Genomic DNA, 26,184 nt, shown 5'->3' with positions numbered 1-26,184 from the left:
CACACACCCGGGGAAGCGCGACTCAGCTAAAAAAGCTCTTGACCTTATCCAACCAGGACTGCTCCTGCGGACTATGCCGCGAGCCGCCTTCGTGGACCGAGCGATCGAACTGGCGCAGCAGTTCCTTCTGCGCCTCGGTCAGCTTGACCGGCGTCTCGACGTTGACGTGCACGTAGAGGTCGCCGGGCGTGCCAGAGCGGACGCCCTTGATGCCCTTGCCGCGCAGGCGGAAGGTACGGCCGGTCTGGGTGCCTTCGGGGACCGGGAAGCTGGCCTTGCCATTCAGCGTCGGCACTTCGAGGTCGCCGCCCAGCGCAGCGGTGGCGTACGAGATTGGCATCTGGCAATGCAGGTCGTCGCCGTCGCGCTCGAACACCGGGTGCGGCTTGATATGGACCTCGACATAGAGGTCGCCCGGAGGGCCGCCGTTGATGCCGGGTTCGCCATTGCCGGTCGAGCGGATCCGCATGCCTTCGTCGATGCCAGCCGGGATCTTGACCTCGAGGGTCTTCTGCGTCTTGATCTTGCCCTGGCCGTGGCATTTGACACACGGCTTGGGGATGTACTTGCCGGTGCCGTGGCACTTCGGGCAAGTCTGCTGCATCGTGAAGAAGCCCTGCGACACGCGCACCTGGCCGATGCCCTTGCAGGTCGGGCAGGTTTCGACGTGCGAGCCGGGCTCGGCGCCGTTGCCGTGGCAGTGGTCGCAATCGTCCCAGTGCGGCACGCGGATCTGCGCCTCGTGGCCGTGCGCGGCCTGCTCGAGCGTGATCTCCATGCTGTAGCGCAGGTCGGCGCCGCGATAGACCTGCGGACCGCCGCGTTGCCGCCCGCCGGCCGCCTGGCCAAAGATGTCGCCGAAGATATCGCCGAAGGCCTCGGCGAAGCCGCCGTAGCCCTGGGCACCGCCGAAGCCGCCCGCCATGTTCGGGTCAACGCCCGCGTGGCCGTACTGATCGTAGGCCGCCTTCTTCTCGGGATCGGAGAGCATCTCGTAGGCCTCCTTGGCCTCCTTGAATTTCTCCTCCGCATCCTTGCTGTCCGGATTGCGGTCCGGGTGGTACTTCATCGCGAGCTTGCGATACGCCTTCTTGATGTCGTCGTCGCTCGCGTTCTTGCCCACCCCGAGCACTTCGTAGTAGTCACGTTTTGCCATGGTGGCTCAAACCCTGATTGGCCGACCGGTGCGCACATGCGCGCCGGTCGACGAATAGCAAAAAGCCGAGCGGGGAAATCCGACGGCGCCGGCCCGCAGGTCCGCGCTTGGTCCGATATCCGCCGCCCGGCGTCGGGACAGGCATGGCGCCGGCGCAAGGCCCGCGCCATCCCATGTCCGTCGCATTACTTCTTGTCGTTGACTTCCTTGAACTCGGCATCCACGACGTTGTCGTCCTGCGGCTGCGCTTCGTGCGCACCGCCGGCCGCGCCAGCGCCGGCACCAGCCCCCGCCGCGCCGGTTTCGCCGGCCTTGGCCTGCATGTCGGCGTAGACCTTCTCGCCCAGCTTCTGGCTGACCTCGGACAGCGTCGCGACCTTGGCGTCGATCTCGGTCTTGTCGCCGCCGCGTGCGGCGTCTTCCAGTTCCTTGATCGCAGCCTCGATCTTTTCCTTCTCGCCCGACTCCAGCTTGTCGCCGTACTCGGTCAGCGCCTTGCGGGTCGAGTGCACCAGCGCGTCGGCCTGGTTGCGCGCGTCGGCCAGTTCGCGGGCCTTGCGGTCTTCCTCGGCGTTGGCCTCGGCGTCCTTGACCATGCGCTGGATCTCTTCTTCCGACAGGCCCGAATTCGCCTTGATGGTGATCCGGTTTTCCTTGCCGGTCGCCTTGTCCTTGGCGCCGACGTGCAGGATGCCGTTGGCGTCGATGTCGAACGACACCTCGATCTGCGGCATGCCGCGCGGCGCCGGAGCGATGCCTTCCAGGTTGAACTCGCCCAGCAGCTTGTTGCCGCTGGCCATCTCGCGCTCGCCCTGGTAGACCTTGATGGTCACCGCCGGCTGGTTGTCGTCGGCCGTCGAGAACACCTGCGCATGCTTGGTCGGGATCGTGGTGTTCTTGCTGATCATCTTGGTCATCACGCCGCCCAGCGTCTCGATGCCCAGCGACAGCGGGGTCACGTCGAGCAGCAGCACGTCCTTGCGATCGCCGGACAGCACCGAGCCCTGGATCGCCGCGCCAACCGCAACGGCTTCATCCGGGTTCACGTCCTTGCGGGCATCGCGGCCGAAGAACTCGCGCACCTGCTCCTGCACCTTGGGCATGCGGGTCATGCCGCCGACCAGGATCACGTCGTCGATATCGCTGACCTTGACGCCGGCGTCCTTGATCGCGATGCGGCACGGTTCGATGGTGCGCGTGATCAGTTCCTCGACCAGCGCTTCGAACTTGGCGCGCGTGATCTTCAGGTTCAAGTGCTTCGGACCCGAGGCGTCGGCCGTGATGTACGGCAGATTGATTTCCGTCTGCTGCGAGCTCGACAGTTCGATCTTGGCCTTCTCGGCCGCTTCCTTCAGGCGCTGCAGCGCGAGCACGTCCTTGGACAGGTCGACGCCCTGCTCCTTCTTGAACTCGGCGATGATGTAGTCGATCAGGCGCTGGTCGAAGTCCTCGCCGCCGAGGAAGGTGTCGCCGTTGGTCGACAGCACTTCGAACTGCTTTTCGCCGTCGACATCCGCGATCTCGATGATCGAGATGTCGAAGGTACCGCCGCCGAGGTCATACACCGCGATCTTGCGGTCGCCCTTCTCGTTCTTGTCCATGCCGAAGGCCAGCGCGGCCGCGGTCGGCTCGTTGATGATGCGCTTGACCTCCAGGCCGGCGATGCGGCCCGCGTCCTTGGTGGCCTGACGCTGGGCGTCGTTGAAGTACGCCGGCACGGTGATGACCGCTTCGGTCACCGGCTCGCCGAGGTAGTCCTCGGCGGTCTTCTTCATCTTGCGCAGCACTTCGGCCGAGACTTGCGGCGGGGCCAGCTTCTGGTCGCGCACCGACACCCAGGCGTCGCCGTTGTCGGCCTTGACGATCGAGTACGGCATCAGGCCGATGTCCTTCTGGACTTCCTTCTCTTCGAACTTGCGGCCGATCAGCCGTTTGACGGCGTACAGGGTGTTGCGGGGATTGGTCACTGCCTGGCGCTTGGCGGGGGCGCCGACCAGGATCTCGCCGTCTTCCATGTAGGCGATGACCGAGGGGGTGGTACGCGCCCCTTCCGAGTTCTCGATCACCTTGGGCGTGTTGCCCTCCATGATCGCGACGCAGCTGTTGGTGGTACCGAGGTCGATACCGATGATCTTACCCATTTATTCTCTCCTCTTGAGCCATCGCTATCCGCGCGGCCTCAACTCAACCTGAGGCCGAAGTGTGGCCGGCCGGCACCTTTTCAAGGGCGGAACCGGCAAATCCGAGTAATTTTGTTGGTTTTTAGGGCGCCGGGCGCCGGCGCCGCCGGGGGCGAGAATCGGCCCGAACCGTCACTTATGTCAAATCAATTCTTGCGGCCGCGTTGCCATTGCACGTCGGTCTGCCCACCGGCCCGGTTGGCGACGCGCGCCAGCACGAACAGCAGGTCCGACAGCCGGTTCAGGTACTGGCGGAGCGCCTCATTGACCGCTTCGACCGCGCCGAGGGCGACCAGCGCCCGTTCGGCCCGCCGGCAGACGGTGCGGCAGACATGGGCCAGCGCCGCCGCGCGGGTGCCGCCCGGCAGAATGAATTCGGCCAGCCGGGGCAGATCGGCGTTGTAGTGCGCCAGCCAGTCGTCGAGCTGGGCGACCTGCTCGGGCTTGACCAGGGTGTATCCAGGGATCGACAGCTCCCCGCCCAGATCGAACAGGTCGTGCTGGATGTGCAGCAGCGCCGCGCGGATGTCGTCGGGCAGCGCCTCGGTCAGCAGCACGCCGAGCTGCGCGTTCAGCTCGTCCACGTCGCCGATGGCGGCGATGCGCAGGCTGTCCTTGCCGGTACGGCTGCCGTCGCCCAGTCCGGTGGTGCCCGCATCGCCGGTGCGGGTGGCGATCCGGCTCAAACGATTGCCCATGGAAGTCCTCCGTCTCGATGTCGCATTATGGCGCGCCATGCACGCGGCGTAGAATAACGGGGTCCGCAACCCGGGCCGCCCCGTGCGGCCGCATCCTGACACGGGCGGCGGCTCGCCCGGTCGCAATGAACGACGACCGTCCATGCCGACCGCAGCCAGACAAGGCCAAGCAGCCTGCCTGGCCCGCCCAGCCCCGCCGGAGACCAGCATGAACCATCCCACGCCCCACGCCGACCTGACTCGCCGTCCGCTGCCGCCGGAGGTGGCCGACGCCCTGCAGGCGCGCTTCGGCGAGCGCTTCACTACCTCGGCGGGCGTGCGCGAGCACCACGGCCGGGACGAATCGCCGTTCCCGCCGGCCCCGCCCGATGCGGTGGTGTTCGCCCACAGCACCGAGGAGGTGGCCGAGGTCGCCCGGCTGTGCAACGCCCACGGCGTGCCGCTGATTCCCTACGGCGCCGGCTCGTCGCTGGAAGGCCATCTGCTGGCCGTGGCCGGCGGCATCAGCCTGGACCTGTCGCAGATGAACCAGGTGCTGGCGGTCCTGCCCGAGGACCTGACCGTCACGGTGCAGCCCGGCGTCACCCGCAAGCAGCTGAACCAGGAAATCAAGGACACCGGCCTGTTCTTCCCGATCGACCCGGGCGCCGACGCCTCGCTGGGCGGCATGTGTGCGACGCGGGCGTCGGGCACCAACGCCGTGCGCTACGGCACCATGCGCGAGAACGTGCTCGCGCTGACCGTGGTGACCGCCGACGGCCGCGTGATCAAGACCGGCACCCACGCCCGCAAGTCCTCCGCCGGCTACGACCTGACCCGGCTGTTCGTCGGCAGCGAAGGCACGCTGGGCATCATCACCGAGATCACGGTGCGGCTGTATCCGCAGCCCGAGGCGATCTCGGCCGCAGTCTGCGCCTTCCCCGACATGGGCAGCGCGGTGCGGGCCGTGATCGACACCATTCAACTGGGCGTGCCGGTCGCGCGCGTCGAGTTCGTCGACGCGCTGGCGATCCGCGCGATCAACCGCCACGACCGTCTGACGCTGCCCGAAAGCCCGCATCTGTTCTTCGAATTCCACGGCACCGAGGCCGGCGTGCGCGAGCAGGCCGAGACCGTGCAGCAGATCACCGCGGAGCATGGCGGCCAGGGCTTCGAATGGGCGACGCGGCCCGAAGACCGCAGCCGGCTGTGGAACGCCCGCCATACCGCCTACTTCGCGATGCTGCAGCTCAAGCCGGGCTGCCGCGCGGTGACCACCGACGTCTGCGTGCCGATCTCGCGGCTGGCCGACTGCGTGGTCGAGACCGAGCGCGACCTGATCGCCTCTGGCCTGCCCTGCCCCATCGTCGGCCACGTCGGCGACGGCAATTTCCACGTGGCGATCCTGACCGACCCCGACAAGCCCGAGGAACTGGAACAGGCGGAAGCGCTGAACGCGGCGATCGTCTCGCGCGCGCTGGCGATGGGCGGCACCTGCACCGGCGAGCACGGCGTCGGCCTGCACAAGATGGACTTCCTGGTCAGCGAGCATGGCGAAGACGCGCTGGACGTGATGCGCGCGATCAAGCGGGCGCTGGACCCGAACGGCATCCTGAATCCGGGCAAGATCTTCCGTCCGAGCCGCTGAACCGCTAAATCACTGAACCGCTGAGCCGCCCCCTCAAGCCCACCCGAAACCGACCATGGCCGCGCTGTTCAACCGCATCCCGCCGCTCCACCTGCTGATCGCCTTCGAGGCGGCGTCGCGGCTGGGCAGCTTCGCCCGCGCGGCCGAGGAGCTGTCGGTCACGCCCAGCGCGGTGTCGCACCGGATCAAGAATCTCGAGGAGCTGTGGGGCGAGGACCTGTTCGTGCGCGCCAACACCGCGCTGCGGCTGACCGCGGCGGGCACGCGCTATCTGCGCAATGTGCAGGACGCCCTCAAGTCGCTGAACGAGCTCGCCCGGCCCGAGTACAACAAGATGCGCACGCGGCTGCGGGTCGCCACGCCGCCGACCTTCGGCCGCCAGCATCTGGTGCCGCGGCTGCCCGAGTTCGGCGCGCTCTATCCGCATATCGACCTGGAACTGCAGCTGGCGATCCCCTTCCTCGACGTGAAAGCCGAGGACACCGACGTCGAGATCCGCTATGGCACCGGCCGCTACCCGGACCTGAAGACCACGCGGCTGCTGGTGGAGCCGGTGTTTCCGGCCTGCGGGCGCGAGTACTATGAACGGATCGACGGACGCGCGATCACGCGGCCCGAGCACCTGGCCAATCTGGTGCTGCTGCGCAGTCCGCTGGAGCCGTGGAAGCCGTGGTTCGAGACTGCCGGGCTGGACTGGCCCGAGCCGCAGAGCGGCCCGCAGTTCAACGACATCGGCTTCATGCTGGAGGCGGTCGCCTCGAACCAGGGTGTCGCCCTGGTGCGCCAGCGCATGGCGCGGCACTGGCTGTCGCTGGGCCAGATGGTGCGGCTGCTCGATATCGAATCGGAGTCGCCGCATGGCTACTACATCGTCGAGCGCGAACAGGCGCCGCTCAAGCCCGAGGCCCGCTACTTCGTCGACTGGCTGCTCAGCCTGGAGTGGTAGGGGCATGCCCCTCGCCGGGCGCCCGGCTGCTGCCGGCCCGGCCGCCCGGTCCCGGCATGGCCTCGGCGCCGCGCCAACCAGCCGCGCCGCACGCGTGGCAGGACCGCCAAGCCGCCACGGCATGAGCGAATTTGATCGGCGCGGCGCGCCGAATTCACGTGCGGCGGCGGCTGCGCGGCCATCGCCTGCGCTATAGTCTGCCGTCCCCCGCCTCGCCTGCGCCGCCAGGGCCGCGAGGCCATACAGGAGTCGCCATGAACGCCCCGCAAGACGCTGCCCTCCCCGCGGCCTCCTCCGCCGCGCTGGCCGCCGCGCTCTCGCCCGAGCAGACCGCCGAGCTGCTGCGCGAACTCGCGCGCATCCTCCCCGAGCCCGCGCTGCTGACGCGCCCCGAAGACACCGTGCCCTATGAATGCGACGGCCTGGCGGCCTATCGCCAGGTGCCGCTCGCGGTGGTGCTGCCCGATACCGAGGAACAGGTGATCGCGATCCTGCGGCTGTGCCACCGGCTGCGGGTGCCCGTGGTGCCGCGCGGCGCCGGCACCAGCCTGTCCGGCGGCGCGATGCCGATCGCCAGCGGCGTAGTGCTGTCGCTCGCCAAGTTCAAGCGCATCGTGTCGATCGATCCGCTGTCGCGCACCGCCATCGTCCAGCCCGGCGTGCGCAATCTGGCGATCTCCGAAGCCGCCGCACCGTACGGCCTGTACTACGCGCCCGATCCGTCCTCGCAGATCGCCTGCACCATCGGCGGCAACGTCGCCGAGAATTCCGGCGGCGTGCATTGCCTGAAATACGGCCTGACCGTTCACAACGTGCTGCGCGTGCGCGCGATCACGATGGAAGGCGAGGTGGTCGAGTTCGGCAGCGCCGCGCCCGACGCCCCGGGCCTGGACCTGCTCGCGGTGCTGATCGGCTCGGAGGGCATGCTGGCGGTCACCACCGAGGTCACCGTCAAGCTGGTGCCGCGGCCGCAGCTGGCGCAGGTCATCATGGCCAGCTTCGACGACGTCGAGAAAGGCGGCAATGCGGTCGCCGACGTGATCGCCGCCGGCATCATCCCGGCCGGGCTGGAGATGATGGACAAGCCGGCCACCGCCGCGGTCGAGGAATTCGTCCATGCGGGCTATGACCTCGATGCCGCCGCGATCCTGCTGTGCGAGTCCGATGGCACGCCCGAGGAAGTGGCCGAGGAAATCGAGCGCATGAGCGAGGTGCTGCGCGCATCCGGCGCGACCCGCATCGCGGTGTCGCAAAGCGAGCCCGAGCGGCTGCGCTTCTGGAGCGGCCGCAAGAACGCCTTCCCCGCCGCGGGCCGGATCTCGCCCGACTACTACTGCATGGACGGCACCATCCCGCGCAAGCACATCGGCACGTTGCTCAAGCGCATCGAGCAGATGGAGCACAAGTACGGCCTGCGCTGCATCAACGTCTTCCATGCCGGCGACGGCAACATGCATCCGCTGATCCTGTTCGATGGCGCGGACCATGACGAGTGGCAGCGCGCCGAGCTGTTCGGCGCCGACATCCTGGAGACCTGCGTCGAGCTCGGCGGCACCGTCACCGGCGAGCACGGCGTCGGCGTCGAGAAGCTCAATTCGATGTGCGTGCAGTTCGCGCCCGAGGAGCGCGAGGCCTTCCTGCGCGTGAAGGCGGCCTTCGATCCGGCGCGGCTGCTCAATCCGGACAAGGCCATTCCGACGCTGGCGCGTTGCGCCGAATACGGCAAGATGCACGTGCGCCGCGGCCTGCTGCCGCATCCGGACCTGCCGCGCTTCTGAGCGAGACCCGCACGCCGATGGCCGACTACCGTCAAGCCCCTCGCCAAGCACCGCGCCAGGCCACTCGCCAGGCGCCGGGCCAGCCCCGGCGCGACGATCCGCGCCGGCGCCAGGAAGCGTTCGTCCGCCAGTACCTGGGCAAGCCGGAGACCGGCTGGCGCCAGCGGTGGTACACGATCATCTTCGAGGCGGATACCCGCGAGGGCCGGCAGTTCGATGTCGCGCTGCTGCTGGCGATCGTGGCCAGCGTGATGGTGGTGATGCTCGACAGCGTGCCGGCGATCCATGCGCGGTTCGGCATAGCCTTCACGGTGCTCGAGTGGATGTTCACGCTGCTGTTCACCGCCGAGTACGTGATGCGCATCCTGGTGGTGCGGCGGCGCCTGCGCTATGTGTTCAGCTTCTTCGGCATCATCGACTTCGTCTCGATCATGCCGACCTGGCTGGCCTTCTTCATGCCGGAGCTGGCCTTCCTGATCGACGTGCGGCTGCTGCGGCTGCTGCGCGTGTTCCGGATCCTGAAGCTGACGGTCTACTTCGAGGAGGCGCAGATCCTGTATCGCGCGCTGGCCAACAGCCGCCGCAAGATCGCCGTGTTTCTCGGCACGGTGTTCATCATCACCGTGATCCTCGGCACCGTGATGTACGTGGTCGAGGGGCCCGAGAACGGCTTCGTCAGCATCCCGCGCAGCATGTACTGGGCGGTCGTGACGCTGACCACCACCGGCTACGGCGACATGGTGCCGAAGACCGCCGTGGGGCAGTTCATCACCTCGCTGACCATCCTGCTCGGCTACGGCATCATCGCCTTCCCGACCGGCATCGTCGGCGCGGAACTGGCCGCCAGCATCATCCGGCGCCCGCTGACGACGCGCACCTGCGTGCATTGCCTGACCGAGGGGCACGACCCCGACGCCTCCTATTGCAAGCACTGCGGCAAGAAGCTGCCGCCCTATCAGGTCGAGGTCGGCGACCAGACCTGACGTCCCGCGGCGACGAACGACGGAACGCCAGGACAACAGAACGACAGAACAGAAGCGCCCGCCGGGCGCGGCCATGTGCCGCCCCCAAGCGCCTGAACCGAAGACAACCAGAACCCTAGCCATCCCCTGCCCACGCCATGCAAGACAAGCTCGACGCCTTCCGCGATGCCATCCGGCACGCCGCCGCCAGCCGTACGCCGCTGCGCTTCACCGGCGGCGGCAGCAAGGATTTCTACGGCCAGCCGCCCGAGGGCGAGCTGCTGGACACGCGCGGCCATGCCGGCATCGTCGACTACGACCCCGCCGAGCTGGTGATCACCGCGCGCTGCGGCACGCCGCTGGCCGAGATCGAGGCGACGCTGGCCGAACGGCGCCAGATGCTGGCCTTCGAGCCGCCGCACTTCGCCGGCGCCGACGGCGTCAGCCGCGCGACGCTGGGCGGCGCGGTCGCGGCAGGCCTCTCGGGTCCGCGCCGGCAATCGGTCGGCGCGCTGCGCGACTTCGTGCTCGGCGTGCAGATGATGGACGGCCGCGGCGACACGCTGCAGTTCGGCGGCCAGGTGATGAAGAACGTCGCGGGCTACGATGTCTCGCGGCTGATCGCCGGCTCGCTCGGCACGCTGGGCCTGATTCTCGAAGTCTCGCTGAAGGTGCTGCCTGTGCCGTTCGACGACGCCACGCTGCGTTTTGAACTTGGCGAGGCCGACGCGCTGCAGCGCCTGAACCAGTGGGGCGGCCAGCCGCTGCCGATCGCGGCCTCGGTCTGGCACAACGGCGTGCTGCACGTGCGGCTGTCCGGCGCGGCGGCGGCGTTGCGCGCCGCGCGCGAGCGTCTCGGCGGCGAGGCGATCGAGCAAGGCGAGGCGCAGGCCCTGTGGCAGGCGCTGCGCGAGCAGACCCATCCGTTCTTCGCGCCGTCCCATGCCGGCGCGCCGCTGTGGCGCCTGGCGCTGCCGACCACGGCCGCGCCGCTGGCCCTGCCACCGGCGGCGGGCGGCACGCAGCTGATCGAATGGGGCGGCGGCCAGCGCTGGTGGATTCCCGCGCAGCCGGTACCGGCCGCGCAGGTGCGCGCCATCGCGCAGGCCGCGGGCGGGCACGCGACGCTGTTCCGTAACGGCGACAAGTCCGAAGGCGTGTTCACGCCGCAGTCGGCGCCGCTGATGGCGATCCACGCGCGGCTGAAGGCGGCCTTCGATCCGGCCGGCATCTTCAATCCGGGGCGGCTGTACCCGGACCTCTGAATTTGGCGCTCCATTCCCGGCTCCATTCCCGGCTCCATTGCGCGCCATCCCCGATCCGCTAGACAAACGCCCCGGCAAGTCCCCACGAGAAACACAGGCGACAAGCCCGACGACAAGCCAAACGACAAGCCGGCGCGACAACCACTCTGGTCCCTATCATGCAAACGACCCTGGCCGATTTCCTCCGCGACACGCCCGATGGCGAAGAAGCCAAGTCCATCGTCGGCAAGTGCGTGCACTGCGGCTTCTGTACCGCGACCTGTCCGACCTACCAGCTGCTCGGCGACGAGCTCGACGGGCCGCGCGGACGCATCTACCTGATGAAGCAGGTGCTGGAAGGCAACCCCGTCACCGAAAGCACGCGCCTGCATCTGGACCGCTGCCTGACCTGCCGCAACTGCGAATCGACCTGCCCGTCGGGCGTGACCTACGGCCGGCTGGTCGATATCGGCCGCCAGGTCGTCGACGAGCGGCTGGCCGAGCAGGGCCTGCATCGTCCGGCACGCCAGCGCATCGCGCGCTGGGTGCTGCGCGAAGGGCTGACGCGCCCACGCCTGTTCGGCGCGGCAATGCGCATGGGACAGCTGGTGCGTCCGCTGCTGCCCGAGGTGCTGCGCAACAAGGTGCCGGTGGCCGCGCCGGCCGGCGCGTGGCCGCAACGCGAGCACGCCCGCAAGATGCTGCTGCTGGCCGGCTGCGTGCAGCCGTCGATGTCGCCCGACATCAATGCCGCGACCGCGCGCGTGTTCGATCGTCTCGGCGTGCAGATGGTGGTCGCGCCCGAGGCAGGTTGTTGCGGGGCAATCCGTTACCACAATGGCGACCATCCGGGCGGGCTCGACAATATGCGCCGCAATATCGATGCATGGTGGCCGCACGTCGAGGCCGGCGCCGAAGCCATCGTGATGAACGCCTCGGGCTGCGGCGTGATGGTCAAGGAGTACGGCCATCTGCTGCGCCATGACCCGAAGTACGCCGAACGCGCGGCGCGCATCTCGGCGCTGACGCGCGACGTGTCCGAACTGCTGCCCGCGTTTGCCGAGCCGCTGCAACGCCTGGCCGAGGCCGCGCCGCCGCCCGCGCAGCGCGTCGCATGGCACCCGCCCTGCACGCTGCAGCACGGCCAGCAGATTCGCGGCAAGGTGGAGGCGCTCTTGACCGCACTCGGCGTGGAGGTCAAACTCTGCGCTGACAGCCACCTGTGCTGCGGATCGGCGGGTACCTACTCGGTGTTGCAGCCGGACCTGGCCTATCGCCTGCGCGACGACAAGCTCGCCAAACTGCAGGCCACGCAGCCGGACACCATCGTGTCCGCCAATATCGGCTGCATCACCCATCTGCAAAGCGGCACGCAGACGCCGGTGCTGCACTGGATCGAACTGGTGGATCGCATGCTCGGTTGACGGTGCGCGGGAGGCTGCCGCCGGTGGAATCGCGGTGATTCCGCCTGGCCGACCAACCTGCCTCTCGCATGCTCCAGACGCTTGCCATCCTGCTGGTATTCCAATCCGTGGGCGAGGTGTTCAGCTACGCGCTGCGCCTGCCCGTGCCCGGTCCCGTGATCGGCATGATCCTGCTGTTCTGCTGGCTCGCGATCGACGATCGCCTGCTGGCGATCATCCAGGGCACCACCGCCGAGCTGCTCAAGCATCTGTCGCTGCTGTTCGTGCCGGCCGGCGTCGGCATCATGGTGCACGGCAGCCGCATCGGCGGCGAATGGATGCCGATCATCGTCGCGCTGGTGTTGTCGACCTGGCTGGCGATCGCCACCACCGCGCTGGTCACGCGCGCGCTGATGCGCAAACCTCCGGCCTCTCCGGCCTCCCCGGCGTCCTCCCCCGGCCCCTCCGCGGACGATGCCGCCACCGACGCGGGAGAGCGCCAATGACCCCGCGCCTGAACGAGATCTGGGTCTATCTGGCCGCCAGCCCGCTGCTCGGGCTGACCGCGACGCTGCTGGCCTATGTGTTCGCCTTCCGAATCTACGAACGCGCGCGTTTCTCGCCGCTGGCCAATCCGGTGATGATCTCGGTCGCGCTGCTGGTCGCGGTGCTGACGGTGACCGGCACGCCGTACCAGACCTACTTCGACGGCGCGCAATTCGTGCACTTCCTGCTTGGTCCGGCCACGGTGGCGCTGGCGGTGCCGCTCTACCAGCAGCTGCCGAAGCTGCGCGCGCACGTGCTGCCGCTGCTCGGCGGGCTGCTGGCCGGCTCGCTGGTCGCGGTGGTGTCGGCGGTCGGCATCGCCTGGCTGCTGGGCGCTTCTCCCGAGGTGGTGCGCTCGCTGGCGCCCAAGTCGGTGACCATCCCGATCGCGATGGGCGTGGCCGAGAAGATCGGCGGCCTGCCGTCGCTGACCGCGGTGCTGGTGATGGGCACCGGCATCATCGGCGCGATCAGCGCGACCAAGATCCTGAACCTGCTCGGCATGCGCGACTACAGCGTGCGCGGCTTCGCCACCGGGCTGGCGGCGCACGGCATCGGTACCGCACGGGCCTTCCAGGTCAACCAGGAGGCCGGCGCCTTTGCCGCGCTCGGCATGGGGTTGAACGGCGTGCTGACCGCGGTGCTGGTGCCCTTGCTGGCGACGTGGATGCCGCGCTGAGCCGGGCTTCGCGGCTGGTACACGCAAGCATGCGCTTGGGCGTGCCTGGGCGCGTGTCTGAACGCGGGCCTGGGCGCGCCTAAGCCTGGCTGAGGTTCCTGAACGCAGCCAAACGCATCCAAGCACGCTCGCGCCCGGCGCCGCAGGACGAACGACAACCGAAGGGAGAACGCGATGGTACTGAAGCTCGCTCTGGCGCTCGTCTCGCTGTTCGTGCTGTGGGGCGCGCTGGCGCCCGACCAGCTCGGCACCACCATGCAATGGCTGCTGACGGGCGTGATCGCGCGCTTCGGCTGGTTCTACCTGCTGTCGATGTTCGGCTTCCTGGTGTTCGCGCTGTACCTGGCGTTCGGCCGCTTCGGCAGCATCCGGCTCGGCGGGGAGGACGCCGAGCCGCAGTTCCACCGGCTCAGCTGGTTCTCGATGCTGTTCGCCGCAGGCATGGGCATCGGCCTGGTCTTCTGGGGCGTGGCCGAGCCGGTCTCCCACCTGATCAAGCCGCCGCTCGGCCTCGAAGCGCTGACGCCGCAGGCGGCCGGCACCGGGCTGCGCTACGCCTTCTTCCACTGGGGGCTGCATCCGTGGGCGGCCTACTCGATCGTCGCGCTTGCGCTGGCCTTCTTCCAGTTCAACCGCGACCGGCCGATGCTGATCAGCACCACCTTCGAGCCGCTGATCGGCGCGCGCGCCAACGGGCCACTCGGCAAATGGATCGACGTGCTGGCGCTGATCGCCACCGCCTTCGGCGTGGCCACCTCGCTGGGACTGGGCGCGCTGCAGATCAATGCCGGCCTGTACCGGGTGTTCGGCATACCAAACGATATCGCGGTCGAGCTGATCATCATCGCGGTCGCCGGCGCGCTGTACATCCTGTCGTCGCTGAGCGGCCTGACGCGCGGCATCCAGTGGCTCAGCAACCTGAACATGGTGCTGGCCGTGCTGCTGCTGTTGACGGTGTTCGTGCTGGGGCCGACGTCGTTCATCCTGGACGCGCTGACCACCACGGTCGGCGCCTACCTGGACAACCTGGTCGGCATGAGCATGCGCATGACGCCGTTCAGCAAGGGCACCTGGGTCGCCGACTGGACGCTGTTCTACTGGGCCTGGTGGATCGCGTGGGCGCCCTTCGTGGGCACCTTCATCGCGCGCATCTCGAAGGGCCGCACCATCCGCGAGTTCATCGTCGGCGTGCTGCTGGCGCCGACGCTGATCAGCTTCCTGTGGTTCGGCGTCTTTGGCGGCGCGGGGCTGTATGCGTCGATGTTCGAGAACGTGCCGGTGGTGCAGGCGGTGCAGCAGGACCCCTCGCTGGCGCTGTTCGCGCTGCTGGAGGCCTACCCGGCGGCGACGCTGACCTCGATCCTGGCGATCGTGCTGGTCACGGTGTTTTTCGTGACCTCGGCCGACTCGGCCACCTTCGTGCTCGGCATGATGTCCGACCACGGCAATCCGCGTCCGCCGGCGCGGCTCAAGCTGATCTGGGGCGTGCTGATCGCGCTGATCGCCGGGGTGCTGCTGGTGTCCGGGGGGCTGAAGGGGCTGCAGTCGATGTCGATCCTGGCGGCGCTGCCCTTCGCGGTGGTGATGGCGGCGATGTGCTTCAGCCTGTTCCGCGCGCTCGACGAGGAATCGAACCGGCTGGAGCGCCGCCACCGCGCGCGCGACCGGCTGCTGGAGCGGCTGCTGCGCGACCGCGAGACCCAGCCGCCGGCGGGGCCGCCGCAGGACTGAGCCCCCGGGGCGCCAGCCAGCGTCGGCTCAGCGCGGTTTCGGCGCAGGTTTCGGCGCAGGTTTCGGCGCAGGTTCGGCGCAGGTTCGGCGCGAGTTGGACGCGGGTTCGGCCGGCTGCGGCTTCGGCTTCCGCTTCAGCGCGCCGGCTCGGCCAGCAGCGTCTCGATGTCGGCCTCGATGTCCTCGGGCTTGGTGGTCGGCGCATAGCGCTTGTACACCGTGCCGTCGCGGCGCAGCAGGAACTTGGTGAAGTTCCACTTGATCGCCTCGATGCCGAGCAGGCCGGGCTTCTGCCCGGTCAGCCAGCGATACAGCGGATGCGCGTTGGCGCCGTTGACGTCGATCTTGGCGAACATCGGAAAGCTGACCTGGAAGCGCGTTTCGCAGAACTGGCCGATCTGCTGCGCATCGCCGGGCTCCTGCTTGCCGAACTGGTTGCACGGGAAGCCGAGTACCGCGAAACCGCGCCCGGCATGGCGCTCGTGCAGCCGCTGCAGGCCAGCGTACTGCGGCGTGAAGCCGCATTCGCTGGCGGTATTGACGATCAGCAGCACCTTGCCCTCGAACTGCGATAGCGAAACCGGCTGGCCGGCCAGCGATTCGGCGCTGAACTGGTAGACGTTGTCCATGGCGTGTTCCTGTCGGCGAATGGGTTGGGAGCAAACACTATAATGGCCTACCGCTTGTTGCCAACCGTTTCTTTCGATGTTTGCCGAACCATGTCGGTCATAGCCGCGAATCTCCAAACCGTGCGACGGCGCCTTGCCGCCGCCGAACTCGAGGCGGGCCGATCGGCCGGCGAGGTGTCGCTGCTGGCGGTGTCCAAGACCTTCCCGCCGGGCGCGGTACGCACGGCCTTCGAGGCAGGCCAGCGCGCCTTCGGCGAGAACTATGTGCAGGAAGGCCTGGACAAGATCGCCGCGCTGGCATCGCTGCGCGAGCAGCTGTCGTGGCACTTCATCGGTCCCCTGCAAAGCAACAAGACGCGCGCGGTGGCCGAGCACTTCGACTGGGTGCATTCGGTCGACCGGCTGCGCATCGCCGAGCGGCTGTCGGCGCAGCGCCCCGCCTCGATGGGACCGCTGCAGGTCTGCATCCAGGTCAATATCAGCGGCGAGGCCAGCAAGAGCGGCGTCGCGCCGGCCGACGTGCTGGCCCTCGCGCGCGCCATCGCGCCGCTGCCCAATCTGCATCTGCGGGGGCTGATGGCCATTCCCGAGCCCGCGGACGATATCGCGGCGCAGCGCCGCCCCTTCGCCGCGCTGCGCGCGCTGCTGGCCACGTTGCGCGAGGACGGCCTGGCGGTCGACACGCTGTCGATGGGCATGTCCGGCGACCTCGAGGCGGCGGTGGCCGAAGGCGCGACGATCGTGCGGGTCGGCACCGCGATCTTCGGCGCCCGTCCGCGGCCGGCCGAAAGCGGCATGAACCCGGCCGGCGCGCCGTGATGCGGCCCTGATGCGGCCCTGATGCGGCCCTGACGCTGCCCTGACGCTGCCCGGGCTGGCGCGAACCGTCCCGGGACCCGCTGCCGACGTTCCGATTTCCCGATTTCCCGATTCCCCGATTCCCCGATTCCCCGATTCCCGACTCACAGCGAGACCCACCCATGCTCACCACTCTGACCTTCGGCTTCGTCGGCGGCGGCAACCTCGCCACCGCCCTGATCGGCGGCCTGATCGCCCGCGGCGTGCCGCCTTCGTCGATCCGCGTCGCCGACCCCTACGCGCCGGCGCGCGAACGGCTGGCGCGCGAGCAGCGCGTGCATACCGTCGAGACGCCCGACGTCGAATTGGCCGGCAGCGACGTGATCGTGATGGCGACCAAGCCGCAGCAGTTCCGCGAGGCGGCCGAGCAGCTGCTGCCGCATCTGCGCACCGCCGGCAGCCGCAGCCTGGTGGTCAGCGTGGCCGCCGGCATCCGTTTGCAGGACATCCAGCGCTGGCTGGGCGGCCATGCGCGCGTGGTGCGTTCGATGCCCAATACGCCGGCGCTGGCCGGCAAGGGCATGACCGGATTGAGCGCGCCGGCCGCCCTGTCGGCCGAGGATCGCGCCGTCGCCACCGCACTCGCCGAGGCGGTCGGCCAATGCCTGTGGCTGGACAACGATGCGCAGATGGACGCGGTCACCGCGGTCTCGGGCAGCGGCCCGGCCTATGTGTTCTACGTGATCGAGGCGATGGAGCGCGCCGCCACCGAGCTGGGCCTGAGCGCGGCGCAAGGCCGCCAGCTGGCGATCGAGACCTTCCGCGGCGCGGCCGCGCTGGCGGCGCAATCGAGCGAGCCGGTCGCGACGCTGCGGGACCGGGTGACGTCCAAGGGCGGCACCACCTACGCGGCGCTGACGGTACTGGAGCAGTCGGGCGTGGGCGAGGCCTTCGTCAAGGCCGTGCACGCCGCGGCGGCGCGCGGCGCGGAAATGGGCGAGGAATTCGGCCGCGAGGGTTGAGGCGGGATTGCAGGACGGTCGTCCCCGCGCAGGCGGGGAGACCGCGACTTTCCGGCGCCGCTCGTTCCCGAGGTCGCTGGTCCCCTATGCGGGAACGACAGGACTACCGCAGCGCGTACGCCAGCGCGGTGCCGGCAAACACCCAGGCGCCGAGCCAGTTGTTGTGGCGGAACGCCGCGAAGCACTGCATGCGGTCGCGCCCGCGGATCAGCGTGTAGTGGTACACGGCGGTCGCCGCGGCCGCCGCCAGGCCGAGCCAGTACGGCCAACCCAGTCCGAGCATGCCACCGGCCAGCGCCATCAGCGCCAGGAAGCCGGCGTAGCAGATCATGATCGCCGCGACATCGAAGCGGCCGAACGTGATGGCCGAAGTCTTCATGCCGATCAGCAGATCGTCGTCGCGATCGACCATCGCATACGCGGTGTCGTAGGCCACCGACCAGAACACATTGGCCAGCAGCATCAGCCAGGCCACCGGTGGCACCTGCTCCTGCACCGCGGCGAAGGCCATCGGGATACCGAAGCCGAACGCGATGCCCAGGTACGCCTGCGGAATCGCGAAGAAGCGCTTGAAGAAGGGATAGGTCGCCGCAACGATCACCGCCACCACCGACAGCCACTTGGTCAGCGCATTGAGCGGCAGGATCAGCAGGAAGGCCAGCACGGCCAGCGTGCCGGCCACCGCCAGCGCCTCCCAGGGCTGGATGCGCCCGGCTGTCAGCGGCCGCTCGCGGGTGCGCTTCACATGCTTGTCGAAGTCGCGGTCGGCCCAGTCGTTCATCGCGCAGCCGGCCGAGCGCATCAGGAACGTACCCACCACGAAGATCCAGAAGATGGGCCACGGCGGCGGCCCGCCGGCGGCCATCCACAGCGCCCACAAGGTCGGCCACAGCAGCAGCAGCGTGCCGATCGGCTTGTCGATGCGCACCAGGCGCGCGTACAGGGCGAGACGTTCGAACATCGGGGTCGGGTGGTGGGACGGGGACAGCGGCACGGGATCGGCGGAGGGATCGGGAGCGGCGAGGGATCGGGAGCGGCGAGGGATCGGAAGGACCGGCGAGGGACCGGGATGGAGCGGACGCGGATCGGATCAGGATCGGCATCGTGGCCCGGCGGTCACGGGCAGATCGATCGCCCCTGGCGAGGCCCCTGCCACAATCTGGAACGATACGCCGCCGGCGCGGCGGCGGCGCATCGTCAGGACGCGAGCCTGCTCAGGCCAGCATCGAGCGCAGCATCCACGCGGTCTTTTCGTGCGTCTGCATGCGCTGGGTCAGCAGGTCGGCGGACGGCTCGTCGGCGGCGGCCTCGACCAGCGGGAAGATCGAGCGCGCGGTGCGCACCACGGCCTCCTGGCCCTCGACCAGCTTGCGGATCATCTCGGTGGCCTCGGGCACGCCCTCTTCCTCCTGGATCGACGACAGCCGCGCGTATTCCTTGTAGGTGCCCGGTGCCGGATAGCCCAACGCGCGGATGCGTTCCGCGATCGAGTCGACCGCCAGCGCCAGTTCGGTGTACTGCGTCTCGAACATCAGATGCAGCGTGTTGAACATCGGGCCGGTGACGTTCCAGTGGAAGTTGTGCGTCTTCAGATAAAGCGTGTAGGTGTCCGCCAGCAGCTTGGACAGGCCCTCGGCGATCTTCTTGCGGTCCTTGTCCGAAATCCCGATGTTCACGCTCATCTCGTTCTTCTTCGCCATGATCGATACGCTCCGTTCTGATGTGGCCACGACTAACTGCGGAAAAAATGCGACAGGGGCCGCCAGCTCTGCGCCAGCGGCCCCGGCATCGCATTATGGCATCCGAACGGCGGCGCGGACAAACCCGCGCCGGCCGTTCGGGCGCCCTGCGCCGACCTTCAGCGTACGGTCAGCGGACGTTCAGCGCCCGCTCCACCCCTTCCGCATAGGCCGGATCAACCTTGCGGAAGTGCGCGAGCTGGACCTGCACGATGTCGGCCGGCACGCCCTGCATCGCCGCCGCGATATTGCCGAACAGGCGCTGGCGCTGGCCCTCGTCGAACAGCTGGAACAGCGCGCGCGGCTGGCTGTAGTAATCGTCGTCGTCCGCCCGGTGGTCGAAGCGGTCCGCCACCGCGCCCACCGCCAGCGGCGGCTCGACCGCGCGCTCGCCGGCGGCGAAGGCGCCCTGCCGGTTCGGCTCGTAGTTCAGCTTGCTGCCCTGGTTGCCGTCCACGCGCATCGCGCCGTCGCGGTGGAAGCTGTTGTGGAACGGGCATTTCGGCGCGTTGACCGGGATCTGGTGGTGATTGACGCCCAGCCGGTAGCGCTGCGTGTCCCCGTACGAGAACAGCCGGCCCTGCAGCATCCGGTCCGGCGAGAAGCCGATGCCGGGCACGATGTTGGACGGGTTCATCGCCACCTGCTCGACCTCGGCGAAATAGTTGTCCGGATTGCGGTTCAGCTCCAGCACGCCGACGTCGATCAGCGGGTAGTCGGCATGCGGCCACACCTTGGTCAGGTCGAACGGATTGATGCGATACGTCGCGGCGTCGGCCTCGGGCATGATCTGCACCTGCAGCTTCCAGCGCGGGAAATTGCCCTGCTCGATGTTCTCGTACAGGTCGCGCTGCGCGCTCTCGCGGTCGCCGGCGACCACTTTGGCCGCTTCCTCGTTGGTCCAGTTGGCGATGCCCTGCTGCGACTTGAAGTGGAACTTGACCCAGAAGCGCTCGCCCGCCGCGTTGATGAACGAGTACGTGTGCGAGCCGAAGCCGTGCATCTGCCGGTAGTTCTGCGGCAGGCCGCGGTCGCTCATCAGGATCGTGACCTGGTGCAGCGATTCGGGATGGCGCGACCAGAAGTCCCAGACCGCGATCGGATCGCGCAGGTTGGTGCGCGGATTGCGCTTCTGCGTGTGGATGAAGTCGGGGAACTTGAGCGGATCGCGGACGAAGAACACCGGCGTGTTGTTGCCCACCACGTCCCAGTTGCCCTCGTCGGTATAGAACTTGACCGAGAAGCCGCGCACGTCGCGCTCGGCATCGGCGGCGCCGCGCTCGCCGGCCACCGTCGAGAAGCGCAGGAACAGCGGCGTCTGCTTGCCGATCTCGGCGAAGATCGAGGCCTTGGTGTACTGCGTGATGTCATGCGTCACGGTGAAGGTGCCGTGGGCACCCGAGCCCTTGGCATGCACCCGCCGCTCGGGAATGACCTCGCGATCGAAGTGCGCCAGCTTCTCCAGGAACCAGACGTCCTGCAGCAGCATCGGACCGCGCACGCCGGCGGTCAGCGAATTCTGGTTGTCGGCGACCGGCGCGCCGGCGGCGGTGGTGAGGGTGTCCTTGTCCTTGCTCATCGTGACCTCTGCTGGTGGGGATAGGGTGGTACGGAGTAACCGGGGAATACCGGAAATACGGAAATACCGGGATGCGCGAAACGGCTGCATCAACGACCGCGAGACTACGCGGCGTTTGCGATGCCGCCGTGACGCCGCCGCGGGCTGTCGCCCATCAATAGACGGTGGCGAAACAGGCCAGGCAGTCGGTCAGCTGACGGCGCAGGTCGCGCCAGACGGCGCCCGGGGCGGGCAACGGCAAGGGACGGTTGCGGTTCATGCTGACTCCTTTTGCGAGCGGTATCGTGCGTCGATGGAAGGAGTTTAACAATCACCTATTGGTATAGGAATTTAATTATTTAAAACTATTACATAGCGTAAAGCTAACAGGCGGGCCGGCGGGGAAGAAGGCGGAACGAAGCGGCAGACGGCGAGGAAAAGGCGGCGGGGAAGCGAGCGAAAGGAGCCCGAAAGAGGCGGCTGCATCCGGCGGGTCCGAGGCGCAGCTTGGCGCCGGCCCCGCTCGGAGAAACGGTCTGGAGAGGGTCCGGAAAGCCTCAGGCCGCCTTGGCCAGCGCGTCCGGCGTCAGCTTCCGCACGCCCGGCAGTTCGCAGGCCGCCACCGCCGCGCACAGCGCTTCCATTGCCGGCAGCCGGGTGAAGCTCTTGCGCCAGGCGAGCACGACGCGGCGATCGGGCACCGGCTCGGCGAACGGCACGTAGGACAGCAGATCGTTGCCGGCGTGCATGTCGGGCACCGAGGTCCGCGGCAGCACGGTAATGCCGACACCGCTGGCCACCATATGGCGGATGGTCTCGAGCGAGGAGCCCTCGAAGGTCTTCTGGATGCCGTCGGCGGCCTGCGAGAAGCGCGACAGTTCCGGGCAGACGCCCAGCACATGGTCGCGGAAGCAGTGGCCGCTGCCCAGCAGCAGCATGGTTTGCTGCTTGAGTTCGTCGGGCGCGACGTTTTCCGCCTTTTCCAGCTGATGCCCGCGCGGCACCGCGACGACGAAGGGCTCGTCGTACAGCGGCCGCACCGTCAGGCCGGAGTCCGGGAACGGCTCGGCCATGATCGCGCAGTCGATCTCGCCCTGCTTGAGCAGTTCGATCAGCTTGACCGTGTAGTTCTCCTGCAGCATCAGCGGCATCTGCGGCACGGTGTGGATCATCTGCTTGACCAGCGCCGGCAGCAGGTACGGCCCAATCGTGTAGATCACGCCGACGCGCAGCGGCCCGGCCAGCGGGTCCTTGCCCTGCTTGGCGATCTCGCGGATCGCCATGGTCTGTTCCAGCACCCGCTGCGCCTGCGCGACGATCTGCTCGCCGACCGCGGTCACCGAGACCTCGGAGGTGCCGCGCTCGAAGATCTGCACGTTCAGCTCGTCTTCCAGCTTCTTGATCGCCACCGACAGCGTCGGCTGCGACACGAAGCAGGCCTCGGCGGCACGGCCGAAATGGCGCTCTCGCGCGACGGCAACGATGTACTTCAGTTCGGTCAGCGTCATGTCGTATCGGCTTGGGATTGTGGTGGAGCGGGCGATGTCGGGATGGTCCGAAAGGGGTGTCCCGGCGGGCTGGTGCAGCCGGCGAGACAGTCGGATCGCCGGTCGAATCGCCGCGAAAGCACGTGACAGAAGTGCTTCGCAAATTATCGCTTTTCAGAAGCGATAGATTTTACCTTCGAATCGAGGTTCTGTCAGAGCCGCGCGGAAAAGCGGCGTGCACTGCTCTTGGGCCACCGGCGCGGCGAAGGCGGACTTCCGAGCTTGCGGCCCGGGATTCTCGGCTCCCACGCCCTCACGCCCTCACGCCCTCACGCCCTCAGGCCCTCACGCCCCGACGCCCTCGCCCTTTCACGCCTTCACGCCTTCACGCCTTCACGCCTTCAAGTAATGCTCCCGCCCGCCCAGCCAGCGCGACAGATGCGCCTGCGCCGCTTCGGGGTAACGGCTCAGCAGCAGTTCCGCCGCCTGCTGCGCCGGCTCGACCAGCCAGGCGTCGGTTTCGAGATCGGCAAAGCGCAGCATCGCCTCGCCCGACTGGCGCGCCCCCAGGAACTCGCCCGGCCCGCGGATCTGCAGGTCGCGCCGGGCGATCTCGAAGCCGTCGGTCGTCTCGCGCATCGTCGCCAGCCGCTGCTTGGCCGTCGGCGACAGCGGGGCCTGGTACATCAGCAGGCAGACCGACTCGGCGCTGCCCCGGCCGACGCGGCCGCGCAGCTGATGCAGCTGCGCGAGGCCGAAGCGCTCGGCATGTTCGATCACCATCAGCGAGGCGTTCGGCACGTCGACGCCCACCTCGATCACCGTGGTGGCCACCAGTACCTGCAGCCGGTTGGCGGAAAAGGCGTCCATCACCGCGGCCTTCTCGGCCGGCGGCAGGCGCCCATGGACCAGCCCGACCTCCAGGTCCGGCAAGGCGGCGGCCAGCGTCTCGTAGGTTTCCTGCGCGGTCTGCAGCTGCAGCGCCTCGCTCTCCTCGATCAGCGGACAGACCCAGTAGACCTGCCGGCCCTGCGCGGCGGCGTGGTGCACGCGCTCGATCACCTCGTCGCGGCGCGCGTCGTTGACCAGCCGCGTGACCACCGGGCTGCGGCCGGGCGGCAACTCGTCGATGACCGACACGTCGAGGTCGGCGTAATAGGTCATCGCCAGCGTGCGCGGGATCGGCGTGGCCGACATCATCAGCTGGTGCGGCACGGTGGCGGGCTCGTCGGCGTGTGGTGCGGACCCCGCGCCGTCCTGCTCGGCCCCGTCCGCCTTGCCGCGCAGCGCCAGCCGCTGCGCCACGCCGAAGCGGTGCTGCTCGTCGACGACCGACAGGCCCAACCTGGCGAACCGCACCGTGTCCTGGATCAGCGCGTGCGTGCCAATCGCCAGCTGCGCCTGGCCGGATTCGACCCGTGCCACGGCGTCGCGCTTTTCGGTGCGCTTCAGGCTCCCGGCCAGCCATACCACCTCGACGCCCAGCGGCGCGAGCCAGCCCGACAGCTTGCGGTAATGCTGCTCGGCCAGGATCTCGGTCGGCGCCATCAGCGCGGCCTGGTAGCCGGCGTCGATCGCCTGGCAGGCGGCCAGTGCCGCGACGATGGTCTTGCCGCTGCCGACATCGCCCTGCAGCAGCCGGTGCATCGGGTGCGGCGCGCCCATGTCGGCGGCGATCTCCTTGACCACGCGCTGCTGCGCGCCGGTCAGCGCGAACGGCAGCGCGGCGAGGAAACGGTCCAGCAGGCCGCCGGCGCGGCGCGGCATCGGCGGCGCGTTGCGGGCGCGGCGCGCCGCCTGCGCGCGCTTGAGCGACAGCTGCTGGGCCAGCAGCTCGTCGAACTTGATGCGCACCCACGCCGGGTGCGAGCGGTCGATCAGCGCGGCCTCGTCGACCTGCGGCGGCGGCGCATGGAGCAGCCGCAGCGATTCGGCCAGCGGCTGCAGCTTCAACGGCGCCAGCGGGCCGTCGAGCAGCGGCCGCGGCAGCGTCTCCGGCAGCGGCGTGCGCTGCAGCGCCCCGCCGATCGCCTTGCGCAGATAGGCCTGCGAGATGCCGGCGGTAGCGGGATAGACCGGCGTCAAGCGGTCCGGCAGCGGCTCGTCGGGGCCGACCGGGCGCACGACGGGATGGATCATCTCAGCGCCGAAGAAGCCGCCGCGGACTTCGCCGCGCACGCGCAGCCGCACGCCCTCGGCCATCTGCTTTGCCTGGCTGCCGTAGAAATTGAGAAAGCGCAGCGTCAGCTCGCCGCTGTCGTCGGCGATGCGCACCACCAGTTGCCGGCGCGGCCGCAGCGTGACCTCGTTGGACACCACCTCCCCCTCGACCTGCACGGCGAAGCCCAGGCCCGCGCGATGCACGGCCTCCCTGATCGGCAGCAGCGTGGTCTCGTCCTCGTAGCGCATCGGCAGATGCAGCACCAGGTCGACGTCGCGCTTCAGGCCCAGCTTGGCGAGCTTGGCCATCGCCGACGACGGCGCGGCGGGCTTGCCGGATTTGGCGGGCGCGTCGGCCTTGGCGGCAGCGCCGGACTTGGCGGCCTTGGCGGACTTGACAGCCGGCTTGGCCGATTGCGGCTGGGCGTCTGGCTCGGGCGTGCGTTCGCTGGCGGTGACGGGCATCGAGGCGTGGTCGGCAGGGCGCGGCGGCGCCGCGGGCGTGTCGGATCGGATCGTGGGAAACGGCGGGGCCGTCGGCGCTCCGCGGGTCGCCCCGGCGGAATACCCGCCATCACGGCCATGGCGGCAAGCCTGGCGGCCGAAGCCTTACAATAGCGGGTCCGCCGATTGTACCCATGCCTGCGCCGCGCGCTCCAGGCGCCACCGGCGGTATCCCGACCCGCTGCCCCTTTTGCACCTGCCGCCGGCCTCGTTGCGAGGCGCCGGTCCCTGTCCTTTTATGCTGACGCTGTCCGATTTCGACTTTCCGCTGCCCCCCGAACTGATCGCCCAGACCGCGCTGCCCGACCGCAGCGCGAGCCGGCTGCTGGTCGTGCGGACCGGCGCGGACGGCGCCACCGAGCTGGACGATCGCGCCTTCGCCGACCTGACCGACTATCTGCGCCCGGACGACCTGCTGGTGTTCAACGACACCCGCGTGATCAAGGCCCGCTTCTTCGGCCAGAAGGCCAGCGGCGGCAAGGTCGAGGTGCTGGTCGAGCGCGTGCTCGACGCCGACACGGTGCTGGCCCAGGTGCGCGCCTCGAAGACGCCGGCCGAGGGCAGCACGCTGCGGCTGGCCGATGCTTTTGATGTCACGGTCGGCCCGCGCGTGGACCAGTTTTTCACGCTGCGCTTTCCCGAGCCGGCGCTGGACCTGATCGAGCGCTTCGGCCGCCTGCCGCTGCCGCCCTATATCACGCACGATCCGGACGCCTACGACGAGAGCCGCTACCAGACCGTCTATGCGCGCCATCCGGGCGCGGTGGCGGCGCCGACGGCCGGGCTGCATTTCGACGACGCGCTGTTCGCCCGGCTCGACGCCCACGGCGTGCGGCGCGCCTTCCTGACGCTGCACGTCGGCGCCGGCACCTTCCAGCCGGTGCGCACGGAGAACCTGGCCGAGCACAAGATGCATTCGGAGTGGTACGCGATCTCCGAGGAACTGGCGCAGGCGGTGCGCGACACCCGCGCCGCCGGCGGCCGCGTGATCGCGGTCGGCACCACCTCGCTGCGCGCGCTGGAATCGGCCGCGACGCCCGAAGGCGAACTGCGGGCCGGCAGCGGCGACACCGACATCTTCATCACGCCGGGCTATCGCTTCCGGCTGGTCGACGCGCTGATCACCAACTTCCATCTGCCCAAGTCGACGCTGCTGATGCTGGTGTCGGCGCTGGCCGGCATCGAGCCGATCCGCATCGCCTATCGCCATGCGGTCGAGCAGCGCTATCGCTTCTTCAGCTACGGCGACGCGATGCTGCTGCAGCGCCAGCCCTGAACCGCCGCCCGCGCGCTGCCCCGGCACGCCCCGACCCACCGAATCTCCGCCACCCCTACGC

The 26,184-nt window shown here is 68.9% G+C and carries 21 protein-coding genes; 12 read left to right on the top strand and 9 right to left on the bottom strand.

Annotation, left to right across the window (positions count from 1 at the left end):
- Positions 1–22 precede the first annotated feature (22 nt).
- The 3 genes from dnaJ to K7G19_RS10470 all read right to left on the bottom strand — a co-directional run bounded on the left by dnaJ (position 23) and on the right by K7G19_RS10470 (position 4,034).
- Positions 23–1,156: a molecular chaperone DnaJ gene (gene dnaJ, locus K7G19_RS10480; protein ID WP_006575623.1), complete on the bottom strand. Its 1,134-nt coding sequence runs from the start codon at positions 1,154–1,156 to the stop codon at positions 23–25.
- Positions 1,157–1,341: 185 nt separating this feature from the next.
- A complete protein-coding gene (gene dnaK, locus K7G19_RS10475) occupies positions 1,342–3,297 on the bottom strand; it encodes a molecular chaperone DnaK (RefSeq protein WP_149316678.1) in 1,956 nt (651 codons plus the stop codon).
- Positions 3,298–3,482: 185 nt separating this feature from the next.
- Positions 3,483–4,034: a cob(I)yrinic acid a,c-diamide adenosyltransferase gene (locus tag K7G19_RS10470; RefSeq protein WP_226107173.1), complete on the bottom strand. Its 552-nt coding sequence runs from the start codon at positions 4,032–4,034 to the stop codon at positions 3,483–3,485.
- Between the two features lie 208 nt (positions 4,035–4,242).
- On the opposite strand from K7G19_RS10470, the gene K7G19_RS10465 reads away from it, so the two are divergent.
- The 9 genes from K7G19_RS10465 to K7G19_RS10425 all read left to right on the top strand — a co-directional run bounded on the left by K7G19_RS10465 (position 4,243) and on the right by K7G19_RS10425 (position 14,950).
- Positions 4,243–5,661, top strand: a complete 1,419-nt coding sequence (locus K7G19_RS10465; RefSeq protein ID WP_226107172.1) for an FAD-binding oxidoreductase — start codon at positions 4,243–4,245, stop codon at positions 5,659–5,661.
- A 55-nt stretch (positions 5,662–5,716) separates the two neighbouring features.
- Positions 5,717–6,607, top strand: a complete 891-nt coding sequence (locus K7G19_RS10460) for a LysR substrate-binding domain-containing protein (protein ID WP_149316676.1) — start codon at positions 5,717–5,719, stop codon at positions 6,605–6,607.
- Between the two features lie 254 nt (positions 6,608–6,861).
- Complete coding sequence (locus K7G19_RS10455; RefSeq protein ID WP_226107170.1) at positions 6,862–8,385, top strand: FAD-linked oxidase C-terminal domain-containing protein; 1,524 nt, start codon at positions 6,862–6,864, stop codon at positions 8,383–8,385.
- 17 nt (positions 8,386–8,402) lie between these two features.
- Positions 8,403–9,368, top strand: a complete 966-nt coding sequence (locus K7G19_RS10450; RefSeq protein ID WP_223819617.1) for an ion transporter — start codon at positions 8,403–8,405, stop codon at positions 9,366–9,368.
- A gap of 137 nt (positions 9,369–9,505) precedes the next feature.
- A complete protein-coding gene (gene glcE, locus K7G19_RS10445; protein ID WP_226107168.1) occupies positions 9,506–10,612 on the top strand; it encodes a glycolate oxidase subunit GlcE in 1,107 nt (368 codons plus the stop codon).
- 158 nt (positions 10,613–10,770) lie between these two features.
- Positions 10,771–12,015, top strand: coding sequence for a glycolate oxidase subunit GlcF (gene glcF / locus K7G19_RS10440; RefSeq protein ID WP_150083381.1), 1,245 nt, complete (start codon positions 10,771–10,773; stop codon positions 12,013–12,015).
- Between the two features lie 68 nt (positions 12,016–12,083).
- The gene (locus tag K7G19_RS10435; RefSeq protein WP_226107167.1) at positions 12,084–12,500 is read left to right on the top strand and encodes a CidA/LrgA family protein; all 417 of its coding nucleotides are present in this window, start codon (positions 12,084–12,086) and stop codon (positions 12,498–12,500) included.
- Positions 12,497–13,219: an LrgB family protein gene (locus K7G19_RS10430; protein ID WP_006578593.1), complete on the top strand. Its 723-nt coding sequence runs from the start codon at positions 12,497–12,499 to the stop codon at positions 13,217–13,219. Before K7G19_RS10435 ends, K7G19_RS10430 begins: the two co-directional genes overlap by 4 nt.
- A gap of 174 nt (positions 13,220–13,393) precedes the next feature.
- Complete coding sequence (locus K7G19_RS10425) at positions 13,394–14,950, top strand: BCCT family transporter (RefSeq protein WP_226107166.1); 1,557 nt, start codon at positions 13,394–13,396, stop codon at positions 14,948–14,950.
- 134 nt (positions 14,951–15,084) lie between these two features.
- Here K7G19_RS10425 and K7G19_RS10420 read toward each other — a convergent pair whose 3' ends face one another.
- Positions 15,085–15,579 carry a glutathione peroxidase gene (locus tag K7G19_RS10420; RefSeq protein WP_149316670.1) on the bottom strand — a complete coding sequence of 165 codons (495 nt, stop codon included), beginning with the start codon at positions 15,577–15,579 and terminating at the stop codon, positions 15,085–15,087.
- Between the two features lie 90 nt (positions 15,580–15,669).
- Between K7G19_RS10420 and K7G19_RS10415 the strand changes: the two genes are divergently transcribed.
- A complete protein-coding gene (locus K7G19_RS10415; RefSeq protein ID WP_226107165.1) occupies positions 15,670–16,398 on the top strand; it encodes a YggS family pyridoxal phosphate-dependent enzyme in 729 nt (242 codons plus the stop codon).
- Between the two features lie 161 nt (positions 16,399–16,559).
- Positions 16,560–17,399 carry a pyrroline-5-carboxylate reductase gene (gene proC / locus K7G19_RS10410; RefSeq protein WP_226107164.1) on the top strand — a complete coding sequence of 280 codons (840 nt, stop codon included), beginning with the start codon at positions 16,560–16,562 and terminating at the stop codon, positions 17,397–17,399.
- Between the two features lie 103 nt (positions 17,400–17,502).
- On the opposite strand, the gene ubiA is transcribed toward proC, so the two are convergent.
- The 5 genes from ubiA to recG form a co-directional block, all read right to left on the bottom strand.
- The gene (gene ubiA / locus K7G19_RS10405) at positions 17,503–18,360 is read right to left on the bottom strand and encodes a 4-hydroxybenzoate octaprenyltransferase (RefSeq protein ID WP_150083385.1); all 858 of its coding nucleotides are present in this window, start codon (positions 18,358–18,360) and stop codon (positions 17,503–17,505) included.
- A gap of 253 nt (positions 18,361–18,613) precedes the next feature.
- Positions 18,614–19,099, bottom strand: a complete 486-nt coding sequence (locus K7G19_RS10400; RefSeq protein ID WP_149316666.1) for a Dps family protein — start codon at positions 19,097–19,099, stop codon at positions 18,614–18,616.
- Between the two features lie 169 nt (positions 19,100–19,268).
- On the bottom strand, positions 19,269–20,717 hold the full coding sequence (locus tag K7G19_RS10395; protein WP_226107163.1) for a catalase: 1,449 nt from the start codon (positions 20,715–20,717) through the stop codon (positions 19,269–19,271).
- Between the two features lie 536 nt (positions 20,718–21,253).
- Complete coding sequence (locus K7G19_RS10390) at positions 21,254–22,204, bottom strand: LysR substrate-binding domain-containing protein (protein WP_149316664.1); 951 nt, start codon at positions 22,202–22,204, stop codon at positions 21,254–21,256.
- 372 nt (positions 22,205–22,576) lie between these two features.
- Complete coding sequence (gene recG, locus K7G19_RS10385; RefSeq protein WP_226107162.1) at positions 22,577–24,808, bottom strand: ATP-dependent DNA helicase RecG; 2,232 nt, start codon at positions 24,806–24,808, stop codon at positions 22,577–22,579.
- A 277-nt stretch (positions 24,809–25,085) separates the two neighbouring features.
- Between recG and queA the strand changes: the two genes are divergently transcribed.
- Positions 25,086–26,123 carry a tRNA preQ1(34) S-adenosylmethionine ribosyltransferase-isomerase QueA gene (gene queA / locus K7G19_RS10380; protein WP_226107160.1) on the top strand — a complete coding sequence of 346 codons (1,038 nt, stop codon included), beginning with the start codon at positions 25,086–25,088 and terminating at the stop codon, positions 26,121–26,123.
- Positions 26,124–26,184: the final 61 nt, after the last annotated feature.

Origin of the sequence: Cupriavidus sp. DB3 (assembly GCF_020418465.1) — a bacterium.
Taxonomy (GTDB): Bacteria; Pseudomonadota; Gammaproteobacteria; order Burkholderiales; family Burkholderiaceae; genus Cupriavidus; species Cupriavidus cauae.
Note: the sequence above shows the minus strand (reverse complement) of the source record. Positions and strands in the feature narration are given on the sequence as shown.